Genomic DNA, 19,566 nt, shown 5'->3' on the forward strand with positions numbered 1-19,566 from the left:
GTAAACTGCGCACAGCTTTAGTCCGGAGAGTTAAACCATGGTCAACAGGTGGCGTGTGCTGAAAGCCGCACAAGAGGTTCGCGCAGGCGCGGTGATTGCCTATCCGACCGAGGCGGTCTGGGGCCTGGGCTGCGACCCTTGGAACGAAGAGGCGGTGGATCGGCTGCTGGCGATCAAGAATCGCTCGGTGGACAAAGGCCTGATCCTGGTGGCGGACAACATCCGCCAGTTCGATTTTCTGTTCGAAGACTTCCCGCAGGCCTGGATCGAGCGCATGGCCAGTACCTGGCCCGGGCCCAATACCTGGCTGGTGCCGCATCAGGATCTGTTGCCGGAATGGGTCACCGGCGTGCACGACACGGTAGCGTTGCGGGTAAGCGATCATCCGCTGGTACGGGACTTGTGCGCACTGGTGGGGCCGCTGATTTCCACCTCCGCCAACCCCCAGGGCCGCCCGGCCGCGCGCACGCGGATTCGCGTGGAGCAGTACTTCCGTGGCCAGCTAGACCTGGTGTTGGGTGGTGCCCTGGGCGGGCGCAAGAACCCGAGTCTGATTCGCGACCTGGCGACGGGCAAGGTGGTCCGCCCGTCTTGATCCCCGCACCTACCCTGGGGCGACGGCGCTGGTTCCGGTTGGCCTGTTAAGCAGGCCAACCAGCCCAGGCACCTCAGCCCGTCAAGGCAACAGGATGGTCGACCCCGTTGTACGCCGCCCCGACAGCTCGGTCTGCGCCTTGGCCGCCTCGGCCAGCGCATACCGCTGGTTGATATCGATGCGTACCTTGCCGCTTTGGATCATCGAGAACAGATCGTCAGCCATTGCCTGCAAGTTTTGTGGATTGTTGGCGTAGGTCGCCAGGGTTGGCCGGGTGACATACAGCGAACCTTTCGCCGCCAGAATCCCCAGATTTACCCCATCCACCGCGCCCGATGCGTTGCCGAAGCTCACCACCAGCCCGCGTGGTGCGGCGCTGTCCAGCGAGGTCAGCCAGGTGTCCTTGCCGACGCCGTCATACACCACCGGGACTTTTTTGCCGTCGGTCAATTCCAGCACGCGCTGTGCGACATCTTCCTTGCTGTAGTCGATGGTTTCCCACGCGCCGAGGGATTTGGCCAATGCGGCTTTCTCCGGCGAACTTACGGTACCGATCAACTTAACGCCCAGGGCCTTGGCCCATTGGCAGGCCAGCGAGCCCACGCCACCGGCGGCGGCATGGAACAGGATGGTTTCACCACCCTTCAATTCATAGGTTTGGCGCAGCAGGTACTGCACCGTCAGACCCTTGAGCATGGCCCCGGCAGCTTGTTCGAAGCTGATGTCGTCGGGCAAGTGCACCAAGTTGGCGGCAGGCAGCACATGCAACTGGCTATAAGCGCCCAACGGGCCGCTGCCGTAGGCGACGCGATCGCCGACCTTGAATTGCGTGACCTCGCTGCCCACTGCATCCACCACGCCGGCCCCTTCTGCGCCCAGCCCCGATGGCAGGGATGGCGGTGCGTAGAGGCCGCTGCGGAAATAGGTGTCGATGAAGTTCAGGCCTATCGCCTCATTACGTACGCGAACCTGCTGTGGGCCCGGTTCCGCTGGCGTGTAGTCCACATATTCAAGTACTTCGGGGCCGCCATGGGCACTGAACTGGATACGCTTGGCCATCTGCACTTCTCCTTGGGTCGTTTTCACGAAGGCCCCTATCGGACTCCTATGCTTGATCTTCGTCAACTGCGGCGCACCTAAGTGCAGTGCTCATTAAGCGCGGTGGTATCCTGTGCGCCCATTTGCCGCCGACGCCTGATGGCCTCGCGTAGCTTTGCCCGATTCAAGGTGATGCCATGACTACCCGCACCGAGGCTGTAAAGGCCTACCTGCTTGACCTGCAAGACCGCATTTGCAGCGCCCTGGAAACCTTCGAGACGGACACTCGCTTTATCGAAGACGCCTGGACCCGGCCTGCCGGCGGCGGCGGTCGCACCCGTGTGATCGCGAACGGGACGGTGATCGAAAAAGGCGGCGTTAACTTTTCCCACGTGTTCGGCAGCGGCCTCCCACCGTCCGCCAGCGCCCATCGCCCAGAGCTGGCCGGTCGCGGGTTTGAAGCGCTGGGCGTGTCACTGGTGATTCACCCGCACAACCCCTATGTGCCGACGTCCCACGCCAACGTGCGTTTTTTCATTGCTGAAAAAGAAGGCGAAGAAGCGGTGTGGTGGTTCGGCGGTGGCTTCGACCTCACCCCTTATTACGCCAACGAAGAAGACTGCATCCACTGGCACCGCGTGGCCGAGCAGGCGTGTGCGCCGTTCGGCCCCGACGTCTACGCGCGTTACAAAGCCTGGTGCGACACCTACTTCCACATCAAGCACCGCAACGAACCGCGTGGCATCGGCGGCCTGTTCTTCGATGACTTGAACGAGTGGGGCTTCGACACCTGTTTCGCCTTTATTCGCGCCATCGGCGACGCCTATATCGACGCCTACCTACCGATCGTGCAGCGCCGCAAGGCCATGGCTTATACCGAGCAACAACGCGAGTTCCAGGAGTTCCGTCGTGGCCGCTACGTCGAGTTCAACCTGGTCTACGACCGTGGCACCTTGTTTGGCCTGCAATCGGGTGGCCGTACTGAGTCGATCCTGATGTCGCTGCCGCCGCAAGTGCGCTGGAGCTATGACTGGAAAGCCGAGGCCGGCAGCGAAGAAGCGCGTCTGACCGATTACTTCCTGCAGGACCGCGACTGGCTCGGCATCGCGGCCCCCAAGGCGGCGAACTGATGGATCGCTACGTCGTCTTCGGCAACCCTGTCGGCCACAGCAAATCGCCGCTGATTCACCGGATGTTCGCCGAGCAGACTGGCGAACAGTTGGACTACAGCACGTTGCTTGCACCGCTGGAGGACTTTACCGGCTGTGCCCGTGAGTTTTTTCAACAGGGCCGTGGCGCCAATGTCACCGTGCCGTTCAAGGAAGACGCTTATCGCCTGGCGGACACCCTCACCGAACGCGCCAAGCGCGCCGGTGCGGTGAACACCTTGAGCAAACTCGCCGATGGCACCCTGCTGGGCGATAACACCGACGGCGCCGGGCTGGTGCGTGACCTGACGGTCAATGCCGGGTTGAGCCTCAACGGTAAACGCATCCTGCTGCTGGGCGCCGGCGGCGCGGTGCGTGGGGCGCTGGAACCGTTGCTGGCCGAACACCCGGCTTCGCTGATCATTGCCAACCGCACGGTGGAAAAAGCCGAACGGCTCGCCGAGTTGTTCGATGACCTGGGCCCAGTGTCGGCCAGTGGTTTTGATTGGCTGCGTGAGCCGGTGGACGTCATTATCAACGCCACCTCCGCCAGCTTGTCAGGCGATGTACCGCCGATTGCCAGCAGCCTGATCGAACCGGGTAGGACTTTTTGCTACGACATGATGTACGCCAAGGACCCTACCCCCTTCTGCCGCTGGGCCACGCAGCACGGCGCCGCCGTTTCGATGGATGGCTTGGGCATGCTGGTGGAACAGGCGGCTGAAGCGTTCTTCCTGTGGCGCGATGTGCGCCCGGCATCGGCCCCGGTGCTGGCTGAGTTGCGTCGACAGTTGGCCTGACGCCTCTCTGGTCAGTCTTCGAAATGGATGGGGCAGTGGTCGGCCCCTTCCAGCTTCTTCAGTTCCTCGACCACCTGCGGCCTGGCCCGACGCAACGTCAGGCTGCGCCCCAACCTGCGTAAACGCCGCGCTTCCTGGTGCAGCATCTCCACCCCGGAATAGTCGATAAAGTTGATCTGCTGCGCCTCGATGACCACGCGTTCGCCCTGTAAGCGTTGCAAGCGCGCTTGCAGGTAGTGGCTGGCGCCGAAAAAGATCGAGCCGCCGACGCGCAGCACATCCTCGTCACCGTCGCGCCAATGGTGGACGCGGGGCTGCGAGGTGCGCTTGAGGTAGAAAAACAACGAGGCCAGCACGCCGGCATAAATCGCCGTTTGCAGCTCCAGCAGCAAAGTGGCCACGCAGGTCAGGCCCATCACCGCAAATTCGGCGCGGCTGACCCGGAACAATGCGCGAATACCGCGATGATCCACCAGGCCCCAACTGATCAGGAGGATGCTGGCGGCCATGCTCGGGATCGGGATTTGTGAGATCAATGCCGCGCCAAACAGCGCGAACAGTGCCACCCATAACGCGGAAAACACCCCAGCCAGCGGTGAGCAGGCGCCGGCTTCATAACTGAGCCCGGAACGGGTAAAGGACCCGGCTGACAGGTATCCGGAGAAAAATCCGCCGATGATGTTGGAGAGTCCCTGCGCGCGAATTTCCTGATTCGCATCGAGCAGCTGTTGCGAGCGGGCCGACAGCGAGCGCGCAATCGACAGGCTGGTCACCAGCCCCAGCATGCCCACGGCCACGGCGCTGGGGAGCAGGCGCAGAATCGTGTCCAGGTCCATCGGCAACGGGCTGAACGGCGGCAATTTGCCCACGAATGAACTGACCCGCGCCACCTGCCCGAACATGGCCGGCCACAGCCAGGCCACCAGGCTACTGAGGGCCAGGGCTATCAACAGCGTCGGCCAGCGCGGTTTCCAGTATTTGAGCAGCGCCCCTGCCAGCAATGTGCCGAGGCCCAGGGCGAGCGAGGCGTGGTCCCATTCGCCGCGGTGCTCAATCAGCGCCAGCAGGCTGTTGATCGCCGTGGCCTGGCTGGGCAAATCCAGCCCCAGCAGATTGGGCAGTTGCCCCAGCGCGATCACCACCGCGGCGCCCAGGGTGAACCCCAGCACCACCGAATGGGAGACGAAATTGACCAGCGCGCCGAAGCGCAGCATGCCCAGCAACCACTGGAAAACGCCGGCTATACAGGTGAGCAACAGGATCAAGGTGATGTAGTCCTGCGATCCGGGCACGGCCAGAGGGCTGACACTGGCGTAGAGCACGATGGAAATCGCGGCGGTCGGGCCGCAGATCAAGTGCCACGACGAACCCCATAGGCAAGCGATCAGCACCGGGATGATCGCGGCGTACAGCCCGTATTCCGGTGGGAGGCCGGCGATCAGCGCGTAGGCAATCGACTGCGGCAACGCCAACACCGCGCCGCTGAGGCCGACTATTGCATCGCGGCCCACGCTGGCGCGGGTCTGGCGCGGCAGCCAACTGAGGAAAGGCAAGAGAGTGTGGCGGTTGAGCCGGGGCATTTATAACTCGGTTGAAAAGGTTTGAATCAGGGTATCAGTACACACCGAAGTTTGTGGGAGGGGGCCCTCCCACAATGTCAGCCTTTAGAGTTTGGCTTTTACCGCCGGCAATGCCTCCTGACCATCCAGGGTTTTTACGCCGTCGAGCCACTTGTCCAGTACCGCTGGGTTCGCCTTGATCCACGCCTTCGCCGCGTCGGCATTGCTGACTTTGTTGTTGGCGACCTCGGCCATAATGCTGTTCTCCATCTCTTGGGTAAAACTCAAGTTGGTCAGCAGTTTTCCTACGTTCGGGCAGGCCTGTGCATAACCTTTGCGTGTCAGGGTGTAGACGCTGCCGGTGTCACCGAAGTACTTCTCGCCGCCCTTGAGGTAGTGCATTTTCAGTTGCACGTTCATTGGGTGCGGGGTCCAGCCCAGGAAGGTGACGAAACGCTGTTTTTTCACCGCTCGCGACACTTCGGCCAACATCGCCTGTTCGCTGGATTCGATCAGCTTCCACTGGCCCAGGTCGAAGTCATTCTTCTTGATGATCTCTTGCAGCGAGATATTGGCCGGCGCGCCGGAGCCGATGCCGTAGATCTTCTTGTCGAACTTGTCGGCAAATTTGTTCAGGTCAGCAAAGCTATGCACGCCGGCATCCCATACGTAGTCCGGCACGGCGAGCGTGAACTCGGTGCCGTCGAGATTTTTCGCCAGTTGCACCACGTCGCCATTGGCCACGAATTTGTCGTAGAAGCCTTGTTGTGCCGGCATCCAGTTGCCCATAAACACATCCACTTGGCCGTCCTTGAGCCCGCCGAATGTGATCGGCACGGCCAGGGTATCGACCTTGGGTTTGTAGCCCATGCCCGTCAGCAGAAAACCGGTGATGGCATTGGTCGCGGCGATGTCGCTCCAGCCTGGGTCGGCCATCTTCACCGTCTCGCAACTGGTGTCTGCGTACACGTTGGCGCTGGTCAGCGCCAGGATGCTCAGTATTACCGTTAACTTTTGCATGGCCTTCCCTCAGTTTTATTAGTGTTGGCAGGGTTGTGGATAACGTGCCTTACGCTCCAGGTCGTCGAGGTCGATATGGTTGCGCATGTACTGCTGACTGGCGTCGACCAGTGGCTGGTGATCCCAGCTCTTCAGCTTGCCGTGGGTCAGCGCCTCGAACACCAGGCGACGACGGCGTTGGCTGGCGAGCACCTGCTGGTGGATCGCCGGGATGTCCCATTTAGCCCGCGCTTCCTGCAAAAACGCCTCGAACAGTGGCCGGTGTTCCGGTGACTGGCTGAGGTCTTCCCGCTCGTGCGGGTCGTTGTGTACATCGAACAGCAGGCAAGGGTCGTCCTCGCTGTAGATGAATTTATAGGCGCCCCGGCGAATCATCATCAGTGGGCTGATGGTGCCTTCGGCCATGTACTCGCCGAATACCTCGTCATGGCCGCCCTGCCCTTGCAGATGCGGAACCAGCGAGCGGCCGTCCAGCGGCAGGCGTGGGTCCAGTTCGCCACCGGCCAGTTCCACCAGGGTCGGCAGCAGGTCGGCGGTGGACACCGCAGCGCTCACCCGGCCCGCCGCGAATTGCCCCGGCGCGTATACCAGCAGCGGCACGCGGGCGGCCATTTCAAACCAGTGCATTTTGTACCAGAGGCCGCGCTCGCCGAGCATGTCGCCGTGGTCGCCGGAGAACACGATCAGGGTGTCGTCGGCCAGACCGGTGTCTTCCAGGGTTTGCAGAAGTTTGCCGACATTGCTGTCGATGTAACTGCACGCACCGAAGTAGGCGCGGCGAGCGTCGCGGATCTTATCCACAGGCAGCGGCTTGCCCCACAGGTCATAGACCTTGAGCAAGCGTTGGGAATGCGGATCGAGGTCGCCTTGGACCGGTGTGGCGGGCAAGGGGATATCGCTATCGTCGTACAAATCCCAGAACGGCTTGGGAATGGTGTACGGGTCGTGGGGATGGGTCATCGACACGGTAAGGCAGAACGGTTGGTCGCCGTCTTCGCGGATATGGTCGAACAGGTATTGCTGGGCCTTGAACACCACTTCTTCGTCAAAATCCAGCTGGTTGGTACGCACGCACGGGCCGGCTTGCAGCACCGAGGACATGTTGTGATACCAGCTGGGGCGCACGTCCGGCTCGTCCCAGTTCACCGCCCAGCCATAGTCGGCGGGGTAGATGTCGCTGGTCAGGCGTTCTTCGTAGCCGTGCAATTGGTCGGGGCCGCAGAAGTGCATCTTGCCCGACAGCGCAGTGCGGTAGCCGAGGCGGCGTAGGTAATGGGCATAGGTCGGTACATCGGCGGGGAAATCCGCTGCGTTGTCGTAGGCGCCGATCTTGCTCGGCAACTGGCCGCTGACCAAGGTGAAGCGCGAGGGCGCACACAGCGGGCTGTTGCAATAAGCAGCGTCGAACACCACACCCTGGGCGGCGAGACGGCTGAGGTTGGGCAACTTGATCGGCGAGGCACCGTAGAACGGCAGCAGCGGCGCGGCCATTTGATCGGCCATGATGAAAAGAATGTTCTTGCGCTTCATGGGTTATCGGCATTCCATAGGCGGTGTTTATGCCAATGAGCATGCAGCCCATGAAAAATGGGGTAAAGCCCATGAAAAGCAATGTCTAGGATAAGCACAGCTTATGTATGAAGCCCTGGGAGATCTGTCACTGGACCTGCTGCGCGCATTTGAAGCCGCCGCGCGCCACCGTAGTTTTACCGCCGCCGCCATGGAGCTGGGCACCACCCAGCCGGCCATCAGCCAGCAGATCAAGCGCCTGGAAGAACAATTGGCGATTCGCCTGTTCGACCGCATCTACCGTGGCATTGAACTGACCGACGCTGGCGCGCTGCTGTTCGAACACGTCCAAGGCGGCCTGCAGGCCATCAACCAAGGCCTGAGTACGATCACCCAGCACAGCCAGCACGAAGTGCTGCAAGTGGCCACCGACTTTGCTTTCGCCGCTTACTGGCTGATGCCGCGCTTGCATCGATTCCACCAGGCCAACCCGCAGGTGGATGTAAGCCTGGTGACCAGCGAACGCAACCACGCCACCTTGCGCAGCGATATCGACGTGGCGGTGTTGTTCGGCGATGGCCGGTTCAAGCAGGGCGACAGTCTGTGGTTGTTCAACGAGGAGGTTTTCCCCGTGTGCAGCCCGCAGTGGCTCAAGGGCCAAGACAAACCCTTGGCCGTGCAGGACTTGCCCGACTGCCCCCTGCTGCACCTGCGCCAGGAAAACAACAGCCAGTGGTTCGATTGGAGCGGCGTGTTCCGCGAGCTAGGCCTCAATGCCGCACCGCCCCCCGGCCAATTACGCTTCGACAATTACACCTTGCTGATCCAGGCGGCGATTGCCGGCCAAGGCGTGGCCATTGGCTGGCGTCATCTGGTGGATAACCTGCTGGAACAGAACTGGCTGTGCCGTCCGTTCAGCGACACGGTGATCTCCCGTTTCGGCTATTACGTGGTGCAACCGCAGCGCAAACGGCGTGGGCAACTGGTGGAGCGCTTCGTCGATTGGCTGGTGGCCGAACAAGCCAGCAGCGCGCAATCGCTGACCGGACTGGCCCTGCCCTCGATTGCGGTCTAGCATCTGGCGCACATCCCCATCGGAGCCGGTCATGCACCGTATCAAGGGTTATCACGCTCATATCTACTTTGATGCCAGCACGCTCGAACAAGCGCGCGCCTTGTGCGAGGACGCGGCCAAGCTGTTCCCGATACGCATGGGCCGTGTGCATGAGCGCCCCGTAGGCCCGCACCCGGACTGGAGCTGCCAACTGGCCTTCGACGCTGAGTACATCGGCGTAATGCTGCCGTGGCTGGCGCTGCATCGAAACGGACTGGTGGTGTTCCTGCACCCCGATACCGGCGATGAGTTGAAGGACCACACCGACTACGCGATCTGGATGGGTGCGATGCGCGAGCTGGATCTGTCGGTTTTTTAACCTCTTCTTGCAAGACGCAAGTCCCCACATTCCCGATGACACGTAGGACTTTGCTTGTCTATCTCCCACTATGTGGGATAGCCATTTATATATTGAGATATTTCACGGCATAGGTTTATAGTCGCCCATCTGCTTATTTCAGCACCCACATATTTCAGGTGAAGCGATGCAGGCGCAATTGATCGCGCTCGACTGGGGGACCAGCTCCCTTCGTGCTTACAAACTCGGCCCCGCAGGCGTGGTGCTGGAACAACGCTCGCTGGCGTCGGGCATCATGCATCTGCCCAGTGAACCCCGCGACATTGCCGGCGTGCGCTGCAGTGATGGTTTTGAGTTGGCGTTCGACGCGGCGTGTGGAGATTGGCTCGACGCCGAGCCACACCTGCCGGTGATCGCCTGCGGCATGGTGGGCAGCGCTCAGGGCTGGAGCGAAGCGGCATACCGCAATACGCCGGTGGACGTCGTCAGTCTCGGCAAAGCCTTGCACACCGTACGCAGCCTGCGTGGCGTGGCGGTACATATCGTGCCCGGCGTGATCGAGCAAGGCCGCTTGCCCAACGTAATGCGCGGCGAAGAAACCCAGGTGCTCGGCGTGCTGCACAACCGGCCTGCCGGCGGTGAAGTCTTGATCGGCCTGCCGGGCAGCCACTCCAAGTGGGTCGAGGTGGTCGGTGGCTGCATCACCCATTTCGACACCTTTATGACCGGTGAAGTGTTCGCGATCCTCAGCAAGCACAGCATCCTGGGGCGTACGCAACAGCCTTGCGAGCATTTCCAGGCCGAAGCCTTTGATCGCGGCGTGCAAGTGGCGCGCTCTCAGGATGGCCAGCGCGGTGTGCTGTCGACGCTGTTCAGCGCCCGCACCCTGGGCCTGACCGCCGAACTCGCGCCCGACCAGCAAGCGGACTACCTGTCCGGTCTGATGATCGGTCATGAGCTGGCCGGTCTGCCTGAGCGCGCTCGGCACACCCCGATCATCCTGGTCGGCGCCGGCCCTTTATGCGCGCGCTACCAACGCGCCCTCGCCCTCTGCGGCTTTGCCCATGTCAGCCTGGCCGAAGAAGCCACCGAGCGCGGCCTGTGGCAATTGGCGCTGGCGGCCGGGCTCACCCAACCTGCAACGGAGGCCTGACATGCTCAAGCAAGCACTCGCACAAAACGGTTTGATCGCCATCCTGCGTGGCCTGCGCCCGGAGGAAGCCCAGGCGGTCGGCCAGGTGCTGTACAAGGCCGGCTTTCGCGTGATCGAAGTACCCCTTAATTCACCGGACCCTTACACCAGCATCCGCATCCTGCGTGACAGCTTGCCAGCCGATTGCCTGATCGGTGCCGGCACGGTGTTGACGCCCGAGCAGGTCGAGCAGGTGAAAGCCGCCGGTGGCCAAGTGATCGTCATGCCCCACAGTGACGCCAAGGTGTTGCGCGCTGCCAAAGCGGCGGGCCTGTACCTGTCGCCGGGTGTGGCCACGCCCACCGAGGCCTTTGCCGCACTGGCCGAAGGCGCCGACGTATTGAAGCTGTTCCCGGCCGAGCAAATGGGCCCGGCGGTGATCAAGGCGTGGTTGGCGGTATTGCCGGCGGGCACGTTGTTGCTGCCGGTGGGCGGCATTACCCCGGACAACATGCAGGTGTTTACCGACGCCGGCGCCAAGGGGTTCGGGCTGGGTTCCGGGTTGTTCAAACCGGGTATGACAGTGGATCAGGTAGCGAGCCGCGCCCAGGCTTATGTCGCCGCCTGGAAAGCCCTGAGCTGAATTCAAGTTCCGCGCCCCTGGCGCTGCATCTACAAGAGAGATAACAGATGAAAATCACCAAACTGACGACCTTTATCGTCCCGCCGCGCTGGTGCTTCCTGAAGGTCGAAACCGACCAGGGCGTGACCGGCTGGGGTGAGCCTGTGGTCGAAGGCCGCGCCCACACCGTGGCTGCTGCCGTTGAAGAACTGTCCGACTACCTGATCGGTAAAGACCCACGCAACATCGAAGACATCTGGACCGTGCTCTACCGCGGCGGTTTCTACCGTGGCGGCGCGGTGCACATGAGCGCCCTCGCCGGTATCGACCAGGCGCTATGGGACATCAAGGGCAAGGCCCTCGGCGTTTCCGTCAGCGATCTGCTGGGCGGCCAGGTGCGCGACAAAATCCGCGTGTATTCATGGATCGGCGGCGACCGCCCCGCTGATACTGCCCGCGCGGCTAAAGACGCCGTGGCGCGTGGTTTCACTGCGGTGAAAATGAACGGCACCGAAGAGCTGCAATTCCTCGACAGCTTCGAAAAAGTCGACCTGGCCCTGGCCAACGTCGCCGCCGTGCGTGATGCGGTCGGCCCCAACGTCGGCATCGGCGTCGACTTCCACGGCCGCGTGCACAAGCCGATGGCCAAAGTGCTGATGAAAGAGCTGGACCCGTACAAGCTGATGTTTATCGAAGAGCCCGTACTCAGCGAAAACTACGAAGCGCTCAAGGAACTGGCGCCGTTGACCAGCACCCCGATCGCCCTGGGCGAGCGCCTGTTCTCGCGTTGGGATTTCAAGCGCGTGCTCAGCGAAGGTTATGTCGACATCATCCAGCCGGACGCCTCCCACGCCGGCGGCATCACCGAAACCCGCAAGATCGCCAACATGGCCGAAGCCTACGACGTAGCGCTGGCCCTGCACTGCCCGCTGGGCCCGATTGCGCTGGCGGCGTGCCTGCAACTGGATGCGGCCTGCTACAACGCGTTTATCCAGGAGCAAAGCCTGGGGATCCACTACAACGAGAGCAACGACTTGCTCGACTACGTGCGTGACCCCGGCGTGTTCGACTATGAGCAGGGCTTCGTCAAGATCCCTAACGGCCCGGGCCTGGGCATCGAGATCAACGAGGAATACGTGATCGAGCGCGCGGCCATCGGCCACCGCTGGCGCAACCCGATCTGGCGCCACGCCGACGGCAGCTTCGCCGAGTGGTGATGCTCACCTGAAGAGACCCGGTAAAAAATGTGGGAGGGGGCTTGCCCCCGATTGCGATGGCCCTGCCACTGACGATGTCGACTGACACTCAGCTATCGGCGGCAACCTCCCCTCCCACATTCAATCCGGTTTCTTCAGTAAGACTTGTCCTCAATAAACATAAGAAGAGACTCCCCCCATGCAACCTGAATCCTTGACCGGGCAGGCTCCTTTAGTCACGCCTAGCCGAAAGCGTTTCTTCATCATGGTGCTGCTGTTTATCACCGTGGTGATCAACTACCTGGACCGCAGCAATCTGTCGATTGCAGCGCCGGCCCTGACCAGTGACCTGGGTATCGACCCGGTGCACGTCGGCCTGATTTTCTCGGCCTTCGGCTGGACCTACGCGGCCATGCAAATCCCCGGCGGCTGGCTGGTGGACCGGGTGCCGCCGCGCATTCTCTACACTGCTGCCCTGCTGCTGTGGTCCATCGCCACGGTGATGCTCGGGTTTGCCGCCAGCTTTATCGCGCTGTTTGTGCTGCGCATGGCGGTCGGTGCGTTGGAAGCGCCGGCCTATCCGATCAACAGCCGCGTGGTCACCAGTTGGTTTCCCGAGCGAGAACGCGCCACCGCCATTGGCTTTTACACCTCCGGGCAATTCGTCGGGCTGGCATTCCTGACGCCGGTCCTGGCCTGGCTGCAGCATCACTATGGCTGGCACATGGTGTTTGTGGTGACGGGTGGCGTCGGCATTCTGTGGGCGGCGATCTGGTACGCGGTGTACCGCGAGCCGCGTGACTTCAAAGGTATCAACCAGGCCGAAATCGACCTGATCCGCGACGGTGGTGGGCTGGTGGACCTCAGCACCCAAGCGGCCAAGACCAAGACGCCGTTCAGCTGGGTCGACCTGGGTATTGTGTTGAGCAAACGCAAACTGTGGGGGATCTACCTCGGGCAGTTCTGCCTGAACTCCACGCTGTGGTTCTTCCTGACATGGTTCCCGACGTATCTGGTGAAGTACCGCGGCATGGACTTCATTAAGTCCGGCATGCTCGCGTCGCTGCCGTTTCTCGCGGCATTCGTTGGGGTGCTGTGTTCCGGGCTGTTTTCCGACTGGCTGATCCGTCGCGGCGCGAGCGTGGGGTTTGCGCGCAAGTTGCCGATCATCAGCGGCCTGCTGATCTCCACGGCGATCATCGGCGCCAACTTCGTCGAATCGACCCCGTTGGTCATCGCCTTCCTAGCCGTGGCGTTCTTCGGCAACGGGCTGGCTTCGATCACCTGGTCGCTGGTCTCGACCCTCGCCCCGGCGCGCTTGTTGGGCCTGACCGGCGGGGTGTTCAACTTCATCGGCAACCTGGCGGCGATTACCACGCCAATCGTCATCGGTTTCCTGGCCAGCGGCGATTCGTTTGCGCCGGCGATCACCTACATCGCACTGCTGGCGTTGCTGGGGGCGTTGTCCTACGTGCTGCTGGTAGGCAAGGTCGAGCGCATCGAGCTGTAAACCAGCCACCCGCTGGCGAGGGCGCAATGCCCTCGCCAGCGGGGTTGTAGCCTCAGAGGCGCCGGTCGTTACTGAAGTGGCACCGACATTTCGTTGCGGAACACATTCAATGGGTCCCAGCGTTGCTTGGTTCTGCGCAGACGGCTCTCGATGAGGGGGTTGGGGAAGAAAATTCCATACCACGACGGGTTCTTGGCATTGGCCGGGTCGCCGCCAATGTAGGTCATATCCAAGTCCGGGTAGTTGATGTAGCAGCCCTCGAATTGCGCATCGTCCGGCACGCCGGTGCTGAACGCCGCTTTAAAAAGTCCGCGAATCCAGTTGGCATGGGCCTGGTCCACTGCATCGTCCGCCGAATGCCAATAGCACTGCGGTTGCCATTTGAGGTACGAGGAACGCTGGGCGGCGGAGGTCTGCGCCAGGATCGGAGCCTCCATTTCGTTGATGCGCCCGCCAAACGATTGGATCTGGATCAGGCTCTGGGTCAGGTATTGCGCTGGGTCGGGCCATTTCAAAGTGTTCCAGATCGCGTCCTTGACCTGTAGCGTGAACGCGCCTTTCTGATACGCCGATTTATAGCGACCGCGCTGATTGTCGCCGGACCCGTTGAGCGATTGCGTGGCGTACAGCCAGTCCAGGCGCCTGGCGGCGTCATGGGCGGTGCGCAGGGAGGTGATGTGGCGACCCTTATTCATGCCGCTGGGCTGGTGCACCACATGAAACGGCAACAATGATTCCCGTGCACTCCCGCCGACCGCAGCGAGCATGCTGCTGACAAAGTCGTCAAAGGGCGCGAGGTCATCGAGTTGGCCATCCTTGTCGACGTAATGAATGCCTAGAGTGACATTGCCGGTATTGGTGTGACGCATCTCCAGCTTGGTGGCCAGGCCCCAGGTGCTGGGGTCCGCCTGATGGCTTGCAAACCAGAGCTGATAAGCGTCCAGCAGTCCGCCGAGCTTGGTGCGGTCCAGTTCGTTCAAATCCCATTCCAACGGCAGCCAAAGCACTTCCTTCGGTGCCGGCGGCAGCGCCTTGAAGTAGTAACTGGTGATGATGCCGAACTGGCCGCCACCGGCACCGCAGCAGGCCGCGAACAAATCCAGCTCGTCGCTATCGGTGCTGTCGCGGGACACATGCACCGGTTCAAGGCCTGTGCCGGTGACATCGGCCACCAGGATATCCACACCGTCCAGCCAGTCGCAGACCAGCCCGTATTTGCGCGATAGCAACCCGTAACCGCCGCCGCAGATATGCCCGCCGAGCCCCACCGAATAACAGGAACCGCTCGGCAAGGCTTTGCCCGCCAGCTTGTACAGCGCGACGCTGGTGTCCCAATTCTGGCAACCGGGTTCCAGGCGCACGCTGTAGCGGTAGGTCGAGTCGGGCACCAGCACTGAGCCAATCTGCCCGCTGGGGTCGTAGGCCACTTGGTTCATCTGGCCTACATCCAAAATCGATAATGCCTCGCCAGGCGCATTGGGCATCACGTTGGAGACGAAGCCCTCGTAACAGTGGCCGCCGCTGCGCACGGTGATGCGGCCCATGGGCATCGCCAATGCCTGGGCGGCGGCGTCGATGATGTCCTGGGGGGTGTGACACAGGTATATCAGGTTGGCGCCGTCGGGCGACGACTCGCCCTGAACGTTGCCTTTTGGCCAGCGCAGGTTGAAGCCTTTTTGCAAGGTGGAGTGACGCGAGTCTGAAGGTGGGACGAGATCAAATGCCATGATGTACTCCAAGGAGACAATGATGACTTCTGATGCAACTAACTTAACGACCGACGGAGCAAGAACGGTGGGGCTTGCAGAGGTGGTTAGACAGCAATAGGCAAGAAGTGCGTTGAAGGTGGGGCGCAATGCCCACCTTCAGCCTAGCCTAGATCAGTCGGGAGCCTGAGGCCTTTACTTACGAGCGTTGCGTACACCTTCCGACAATGCTGCGCAGTGGCTGAGCACGCCGTCGATAGCCTGTTGGTCGCTGCTGGCATTGGCGATGTGATCGATCAACGCCGAGCCCACCACCACACCGTCCGCCAGCCGTGCAATTGCGGCGGCCTGTTCCGGCGTACGAATACCGAAACCGATGCTGATCGGCAGATCGGTGTGGCGGCGCAGACGCGTGACGGCTTCTTCGACGTGTTCCAAGGTGGCGGCGCCGGCGCCAGTCACACCGGCCACCGACACGTAATACACAAACCCGGAACTGCCGTTGAGTACGGTCGGCAGGCGCGCGTCATCAGTGGTCGGCGTGGTCAGGCGGATAAAATCCATGCCTGCGGCCTGGGCCGGGTCGCACAGCTCGCCGTTGTGCTCGGGTGGCATGTCGACCACGATCAAACCGTCCACACCGGCGGCTTTGGCATCGTCGATAAAGGCGGGCACGCCGTATTTGTGGATCGGGTTGAAGTAGCCCATCAACACCAGCGGTGTTTCGTTGTTGTCCTTGCGGAACTCGCGAACCATCTGCAGGGTTTTCGCCAGGTTCTGCTTGGCGGCCAGCGCGCGGATGTTGGCCAGTTGAATGGCCGGGCCGTCGGCCATTGGGTCGGTGAAGGGCATGCCCAGCTCGATCACGTCGGCACCGGCAGCCGGCAAGCCCTTGAGGATCGCCAGGGAGGCGTAATAGCCGGGGTCGCCGGCGGTGACGAAGGTCACCAGGGCGGCACGATTTTGTTCCTTGAGTTGCGCAAAGCGGGTTTGCAGGCGGCTCATTTAGTGTTTCTCCTGCTGAGACTGTTCCATGTGGTGCATCACGGTCTGCATGTCTTTGTCGCCACGGCCGGACAGGTTGACCACCATCAGGTGATCCTTTGGCAGCGTCGGTGCGCGCTTGAAGACTTCGGCCAGGGCATGGGCGCTCTCAAGTGCAGGAATAATCCCTTCCAGCCGGCAGCATTTGTGGAAAGCATCGAGGGCGTCGTGGTCGGTCACCGAGGTGTACTGAACGCGGCCGATATCATGCAACCACGCGTGTTCCGGGCCGATGCCGGGGTAGTCCAGGCCAGCGGAAATCGAATGGGCGTCGATGATCTGACCATCGTCGTCCTGCAACAGGAAGGTGCGGTTGCCGTGCAATACGCCCGGTACGCCGCCGTTGAGGCTGGCGGCGTGCTTGCCGGTCTCAATGCCGTGGCCGGCCGCTTCGACGCCAATGATTTCCACGCTCTTGTCGTCCAGGAATGGGTGGAACAGGCCCATGGCGTTGGAACCACCGCCGATGCACGCCACCAGGCTGTCCGGCAGGCGGCCTTCCTGGGCTTGCAACTGGGTGCGGGTTTCCTTGCCGATCACGGCCTGGAAGTCGCGCACCATCGCCGGGTACGGATGCGGGCCGGCCACGGTGCCGATCAGGTAGAAGGTGCTGTCGACGTTGGTGACCCAGTCGCGCAGGGCTTCGTTCATCGCATCTTTCAGGGTGCCGGTGCCGGCGACCACTGGGATCACTTCAGCGCCCAGCAGCTTCATGCGGAACACGTTGGCCTGCTGGCGCTCGATGTCGGTGGTGCCCATGTAGATCACGCATTGCAGGCCGAAACGCGCAGCCACGGTGGCAGTGGCCACGCCGTGCATGCCAGCGCCGGTCTCGGCGATGATGCGTTTTTTGCCCATGCGTCGCGCCAGCAGGATCTGGCCGATGCAGTTGTTGATCTTATGCGCGCCGGTGTGGTTCAGCTCTTCGCGCTTGAGGTAGATCTTGGCGCCGCCGCAGTATTCGGTCAGGCGTTCGGCGAAATACAGCGGGCTTGGGCGACCGACGTAGTCGCGCTGGAAGTAAGCCAATTCCTCGTTGAATGCCGGATCGATCTTGGCCGCTTCGTATTCGCGGGCCAGGTCGAGGATCAACGGCATCAGGGTTTCAGCGACGTAGCGGCCGCCGAACGCGCCAAACAGGCCGCTGGCGTCTGGGCCGTTGCGTAGATCGGTCTGGGACTGAGTCATGGGACGCTCCAGGAAAGAATTCGTGTGGGAAGCAATGAGGGCCACTCTACCCCTCACATTCGATGCTGAAAACCGATAAGATCGCCGCAACCTGTCAGGAAAACTCACAGATGAGCCGAGACCTCCCGCCCCTCAATGCCTTGCGCGCATTTGAAGCTACCGCGCGCCTTAACAGCGTCAGCCAGGCCGCTGAGCAACTGCATGTGACCCACGGCGCAGTGAGCCGCCAGTTGAAGGTGCTCGAAGAACACCTGGGCGTCAGCCTGTTCGTCAAAGAAGGTCGTGGCCTTAAACTCACAGATGCCGGGGTAAGGCTGCGGGACGCCAGCGGCGAGGCGTTCGAGCGCTTGAGGGATGTGTGTGCCGAACTTACTCAGAGCAGCGTGGATGCCCCGTTTGTGCTCGGTTGCTCAGGCAGCTTGCTCGCGCGCTGGTTGATCCCGCGGCTGGGCCGGCTGAATGCCGATCTGCCGGACCTGCGTCTGCATCTTTCGGCGGGCGATGGCGATCTGGACCCGCGTCGGCCTGGGCTGGATGCGTTGCTGGTGTTCGCCGAACCCCCATGGCCGGCGGATATGCAAGTGTACGAGTTGGCCAGTGAACGTATCGGGCCGGTAATGAGCCCGCGCTTCAGCGGCTACGAGCGTTTGCGCCAGGCGCCCGCCTCGGCGTTGTGTGGCGAGGCGCTGTTGCACACCACTTCACGACCCCAGGCTTGGCCCAGCTGGGCGCAGCAATACGGCATCGCATCGGCGGCGTTAAAGCACGGGCAAGGCTTTGAGCACTTGTATTATTTGCTGGAGGCGGCAGTGGCCGGCTTGGGCGTGGCGATCGCGCCGGAGCCGTTAGTGGCAGAGGATCTGCGGGCCGGTCGCCTGGTGGCGCCGTGGGGTTTTAGCGAAACCCCGGCGCACCTGGCGTTGTGGCTACCCAAGCGCGCCGCGGATGGGCGCGCTCGGCAATTGGCGCAATGGCTCAAGGCTGAGCTGTCGCGCCAACCGGTTTAGTCACCGCGCTTGCACAGCAGGTAAGCCGCCAGCAGGCCCAGGGCGCCAACGGCGACGCCGGCGGTGGTCCATGGGTGCTCTTGTGCGTAATCGCGAGTCGCTACGCCGGTTTCGCGCAGTTTGACTTTGCTTTCTTCGTAGGCGTCGGTGATCAGATGACGGGAATGCTTGAGCGCGTTCTCGGCGTTGCTTTTCAGGGCCTTCAAGGTTTTGCGCGACTCATCGGACGCATCGTCCTTGAGACTTTCAAGGGACTTGAGCAGGCTCGAAATCTCGGCTTCCATGCTTTCCAGCGACGCTTTGCGTAAAGAAGTGTTGGCCATGTGGACTCTCCTGAAGTGATTGAGGGGCGTGTGTAGATACCGACTGCGGGGTTTGCAGAAAGTGCAGTAAATCTGAACTTTCGGGTGGGAACGGCCGCCAGAAGCAGTACGAAGATTGACTGCTAGGCTGCATAAACCACCCTTAGGAGAAACACCATGAGCGATCATCACACGTACAAGAAAGTCGAATTGGTGGGTTCGTCCACCACGAGCATTGAAGACGCAATCAACAATGCCATCGCCGAAGCGAACAAGAGCCTCAAGCATCTGGAGTGGTTCGAAGTCACCGAAACCCGTGGCCATATCGAAAACGGCAAGGTGGCCCATTACCAGGTGACGTTGAAAGTGGGATTCCGAATTGCCAGCAGTTGATCCCGTGAGTTGAACTTGCTGACTGGCCGATTGCCATAACCTGCGCTACACCGTTCGGGTGCCGATGCCATTGCATCGGCACGTCCATTTCGATCAGCGCAAGGAAGTAACGGATGAAGAAGCTCCTGTTAGCAGTAGGTTTGTTGAGCATTGCAGGCTCCGCACTGGCCGCGGGTAAGCCGTGTGAAGAGCTCAAAAGCGAAATTGCCGCGAAAATCGACGCCAAAGGTGCTTCGGGCTATTCGCTGGAGATCGTCGACAAAGGCGCTTCGACCGACGCCCAAGTGGTCGGTAGTTGCGAAGGCGGTACCAAGGAAATCGTCTACAAACGCGGCTAACCCCGTGTTGCAGACATAAAAAACCGACGCGGGTGCGTCGGTTTTTT

The 19,566-nt window shown here is 61.6% G+C and carries 20 protein-coding genes; 12 read left to right on the forward strand and 8 right to left on the reverse strand.

From position 1 onward, the window contains the following. Window positions 1-37: 37 nt before the first annotated feature. The gene (tsaC, locus tag FIV35_RS19875; protein WP_034136321.1) at window positions 38-595 is read left to right on the forward strand and encodes an L-threonylcarbamoyladenylate synthase type 1 TsaC; all 558 of its coding nucleotides are present in this window, start codon (window positions 38-40) and stop codon (window positions 593-595) included. An 81-nt stretch (window positions 596-676) separates the two neighbouring features. Here the strand turns inward: tsaC and FIV35_RS19880 are convergent, their stop codons facing one another. Then, window positions 677-1,654, reverse strand: a complete 978-nt coding sequence (locus FIV35_RS19880; RefSeq protein WP_034101646.1) for a quinone oxidoreductase family protein — start codon at window positions 1,652-1,654, stop codon at window positions 677-679. 176 nt (window positions 1,655-1,830) lie between these two features. Between FIV35_RS19880 and hemF the strand changes: the two genes are divergently transcribed. Together hemF and aroE are read left to right on the forward strand one after the other, a co-directional pair. After that, on the forward strand, window positions 1,831-2,763 hold the full coding sequence (gene hemF, locus FIV35_RS19885; protein ID WP_034101647.1) for an oxygen-dependent coproporphyrinogen oxidase: 933 nt from the start codon (window positions 1,831-1,833) through the stop codon (window positions 2,761-2,763). Further along, window positions 2,763-3,581: a shikimate dehydrogenase gene (gene aroE, locus FIV35_RS19890; RefSeq protein WP_034136322.1), complete on the forward strand. Its 819-nt coding sequence runs from the start codon at window positions 2,763-2,765 to the stop codon at window positions 3,579-3,581. Before hemF ends, aroE begins: the two co-directional genes overlap by 1 nt. A gap of 11 nt (window positions 3,582-3,592) precedes the next feature. Here aroE and FIV35_RS19895 read toward each other — a convergent pair whose 3' ends face one another. From FIV35_RS19895 to betC, 3 genes are all read right to left on the reverse strand, one after another. After that, a complete protein-coding gene (locus FIV35_RS19895) occupies window positions 3,593-5,161 on the reverse strand; it encodes a SulP family inorganic anion transporter (RefSeq protein WP_034101650.1) in 1,569 nt (522 codons plus the stop codon). Window positions 5,162-5,245: 84 nt separating this feature from the next. Beyond that, window positions 5,246-6,160 (reverse strand): choline ABC transporter substrate-binding protein, encoded by a 915-nt coding sequence (gene choX / locus FIV35_RS19900; RefSeq protein ID WP_034136323.1) that lies wholly within the window; start codon window positions 6,158-6,160, stop codon window positions 5,246-5,248. Between the two features lie 18 nt (window positions 6,161-6,178). Then, the gene (gene betC / locus FIV35_RS19905; protein ID WP_034136324.1) at window positions 6,179-7,690 is read right to left on the reverse strand and encodes a choline-sulfatase; all 1,512 of its coding nucleotides are present in this window, start codon (window positions 7,688-7,690) and stop codon (window positions 6,179-6,181) included. A gap of 103 nt (window positions 7,691-7,793) precedes the next feature. Between betC and FIV35_RS19910 the strand changes: the two genes are divergently transcribed. From FIV35_RS19910 to FIV35_RS19935, 6 genes are all read left to right on the forward strand, one after another. Continuing rightward, window positions 7,794-8,744, forward strand: a complete 951-nt coding sequence (locus tag FIV35_RS19910) for a choline sulfate utilization transcriptional regulator (RefSeq protein WP_034136325.1) — start codon at window positions 7,794-7,796, stop codon at window positions 8,742-8,744. 31 nt (window positions 8,745-8,775) lie between these two features. Continuing rightward, window positions 8,776-9,102 carry a DOPA 4,5-dioxygenase family protein gene (locus FIV35_RS19915; RefSeq protein WP_034111099.1) on the forward strand — a complete coding sequence of 109 codons (327 nt, stop codon included), beginning with the start codon at window positions 8,776-8,778 and terminating at the stop codon, window positions 9,100-9,102. Between the two features lie 166 nt (window positions 9,103-9,268). Beyond that, window positions 9,269-10,234 carry a 2-dehydro-3-deoxygalactonokinase gene (locus FIV35_RS19920; RefSeq protein ID WP_034136326.1) on the forward strand — a complete coding sequence of 322 codons (966 nt, stop codon included), beginning with the start codon at window positions 9,269-9,271 and terminating at the stop codon, window positions 10,232-10,234. Window position 10,235: 1 nt separating this feature from the next. Next, the gene (locus tag FIV35_RS19925; RefSeq protein WP_034136327.1) at window positions 10,236-10,856 is read left to right on the forward strand and encodes a 2-dehydro-3-deoxy-6-phosphogalactonate aldolase; all 621 of its coding nucleotides are present in this window, start codon (window positions 10,236-10,238) and stop codon (window positions 10,854-10,856) included. A gap of 47 nt (window positions 10,857-10,903) precedes the next feature. Next, window positions 10,904-12,052, forward strand: a complete 1,149-nt coding sequence (dgoD, locus tag FIV35_RS19930; protein ID WP_034111103.1) for a galactonate dehydratase — start codon at window positions 10,904-10,906, stop codon at window positions 12,050-12,052. A 178-nt stretch (window positions 12,053-12,230) separates the two neighbouring features. Beyond that, window positions 12,231-13,541, forward strand: a complete 1,311-nt coding sequence (locus FIV35_RS19935; protein ID WP_034136328.1) for an MFS transporter — start codon at window positions 12,231-12,233, stop codon at window positions 13,539-13,541. A gap of 68 nt (window positions 13,542-13,609) precedes the next feature. Here FIV35_RS19935 and FIV35_RS19940 read toward each other — a convergent pair whose 3' ends face one another. The 3 genes from FIV35_RS19940 to trpB all read right to left on the reverse strand — a co-directional run bounded on the left by FIV35_RS19940 (window position 13,610) and on the right by trpB (window position 17,479). After that, window positions 13,610-15,268 carry an FAD-binding oxidoreductase gene (locus FIV35_RS19940; protein WP_034136329.1) on the reverse strand — a complete coding sequence of 553 codons (1,659 nt, stop codon included), beginning with the start codon at window positions 15,266-15,268 and terminating at the stop codon, window positions 13,610-13,612. A 174-nt stretch (window positions 15,269-15,442) separates the two neighbouring features. Beyond that, window positions 15,443-16,252, reverse strand: a complete 810-nt coding sequence (gene trpA / locus FIV35_RS19945) for a tryptophan synthase subunit alpha (RefSeq protein ID WP_034136330.1) — start codon at window positions 16,250-16,252, stop codon at window positions 15,443-15,445. Beyond that, window positions 16,253-17,479 carry a tryptophan synthase subunit beta gene (gene trpB, locus FIV35_RS19950; RefSeq protein WP_034136331.1) on the reverse strand — a complete coding sequence of 409 codons (1,227 nt, stop codon included), beginning with the start codon at window positions 17,477-17,479 and terminating at the stop codon, window positions 16,253-16,255. 110 nt (window positions 17,480-17,589) lie between these two features. Here trpB and FIV35_RS19955 point away from each other — a divergent pair, with 110 nt between their 5' ends. Continuing rightward, window positions 17,590-18,486 (forward strand): LysR family transcriptional regulator, encoded by an 897-nt coding sequence (locus tag FIV35_RS19955; RefSeq protein ID WP_034136378.1) that lies wholly within the window; start codon window positions 17,590-17,592, stop codon window positions 18,484-18,486. On the opposite strand, the gene FIV35_RS19960 is transcribed toward FIV35_RS19955, so the two are convergent. Further along, complete coding sequence (locus FIV35_RS19960) at window positions 18,483-18,809, reverse strand: ElaB/YgaM/YqjD family protein (protein ID WP_034101663.1); 327 nt, start codon at window positions 18,807-18,809, stop codon at window positions 18,483-18,485. The genes FIV35_RS19955 and FIV35_RS19960 overlap by 4 nt on opposite strands. Window positions 18,810-18,965: 156 nt before the next feature. Here FIV35_RS19960 and FIV35_RS19965 point away from each other — a divergent pair, with 156 nt between their 5' ends. Then, window positions 18,966-19,181, forward strand: a complete 216-nt coding sequence (locus tag FIV35_RS19965) for a dodecin (protein ID WP_003170747.1) — start codon at window positions 18,966-18,968, stop codon at window positions 19,179-19,181. 113 nt (window positions 19,182-19,294) lie between these two features. Then, the gene (locus FIV35_RS19970; RefSeq protein ID WP_034136332.1) at window positions 19,295-19,519 is read left to right on the forward strand and encodes a DUF1161 domain-containing protein; all 225 of its coding nucleotides are present in this window, start codon (window positions 19,295-19,297) and stop codon (window positions 19,517-19,519) included. The last annotated feature ends 47 nt before the right edge of the window (window positions 19,520-19,566 follow it).

It is taken from the genome of Pseudomonas rhodesiae, from assembly GCF_007858255.1.
In the GTDB taxonomy this organism is placed as follows: domain Bacteria; phylum Pseudomonadota; class Gammaproteobacteria; order Pseudomonadales; family Pseudomonadaceae; genus Aquipseudomonas; species Aquipseudomonas rhodesiae.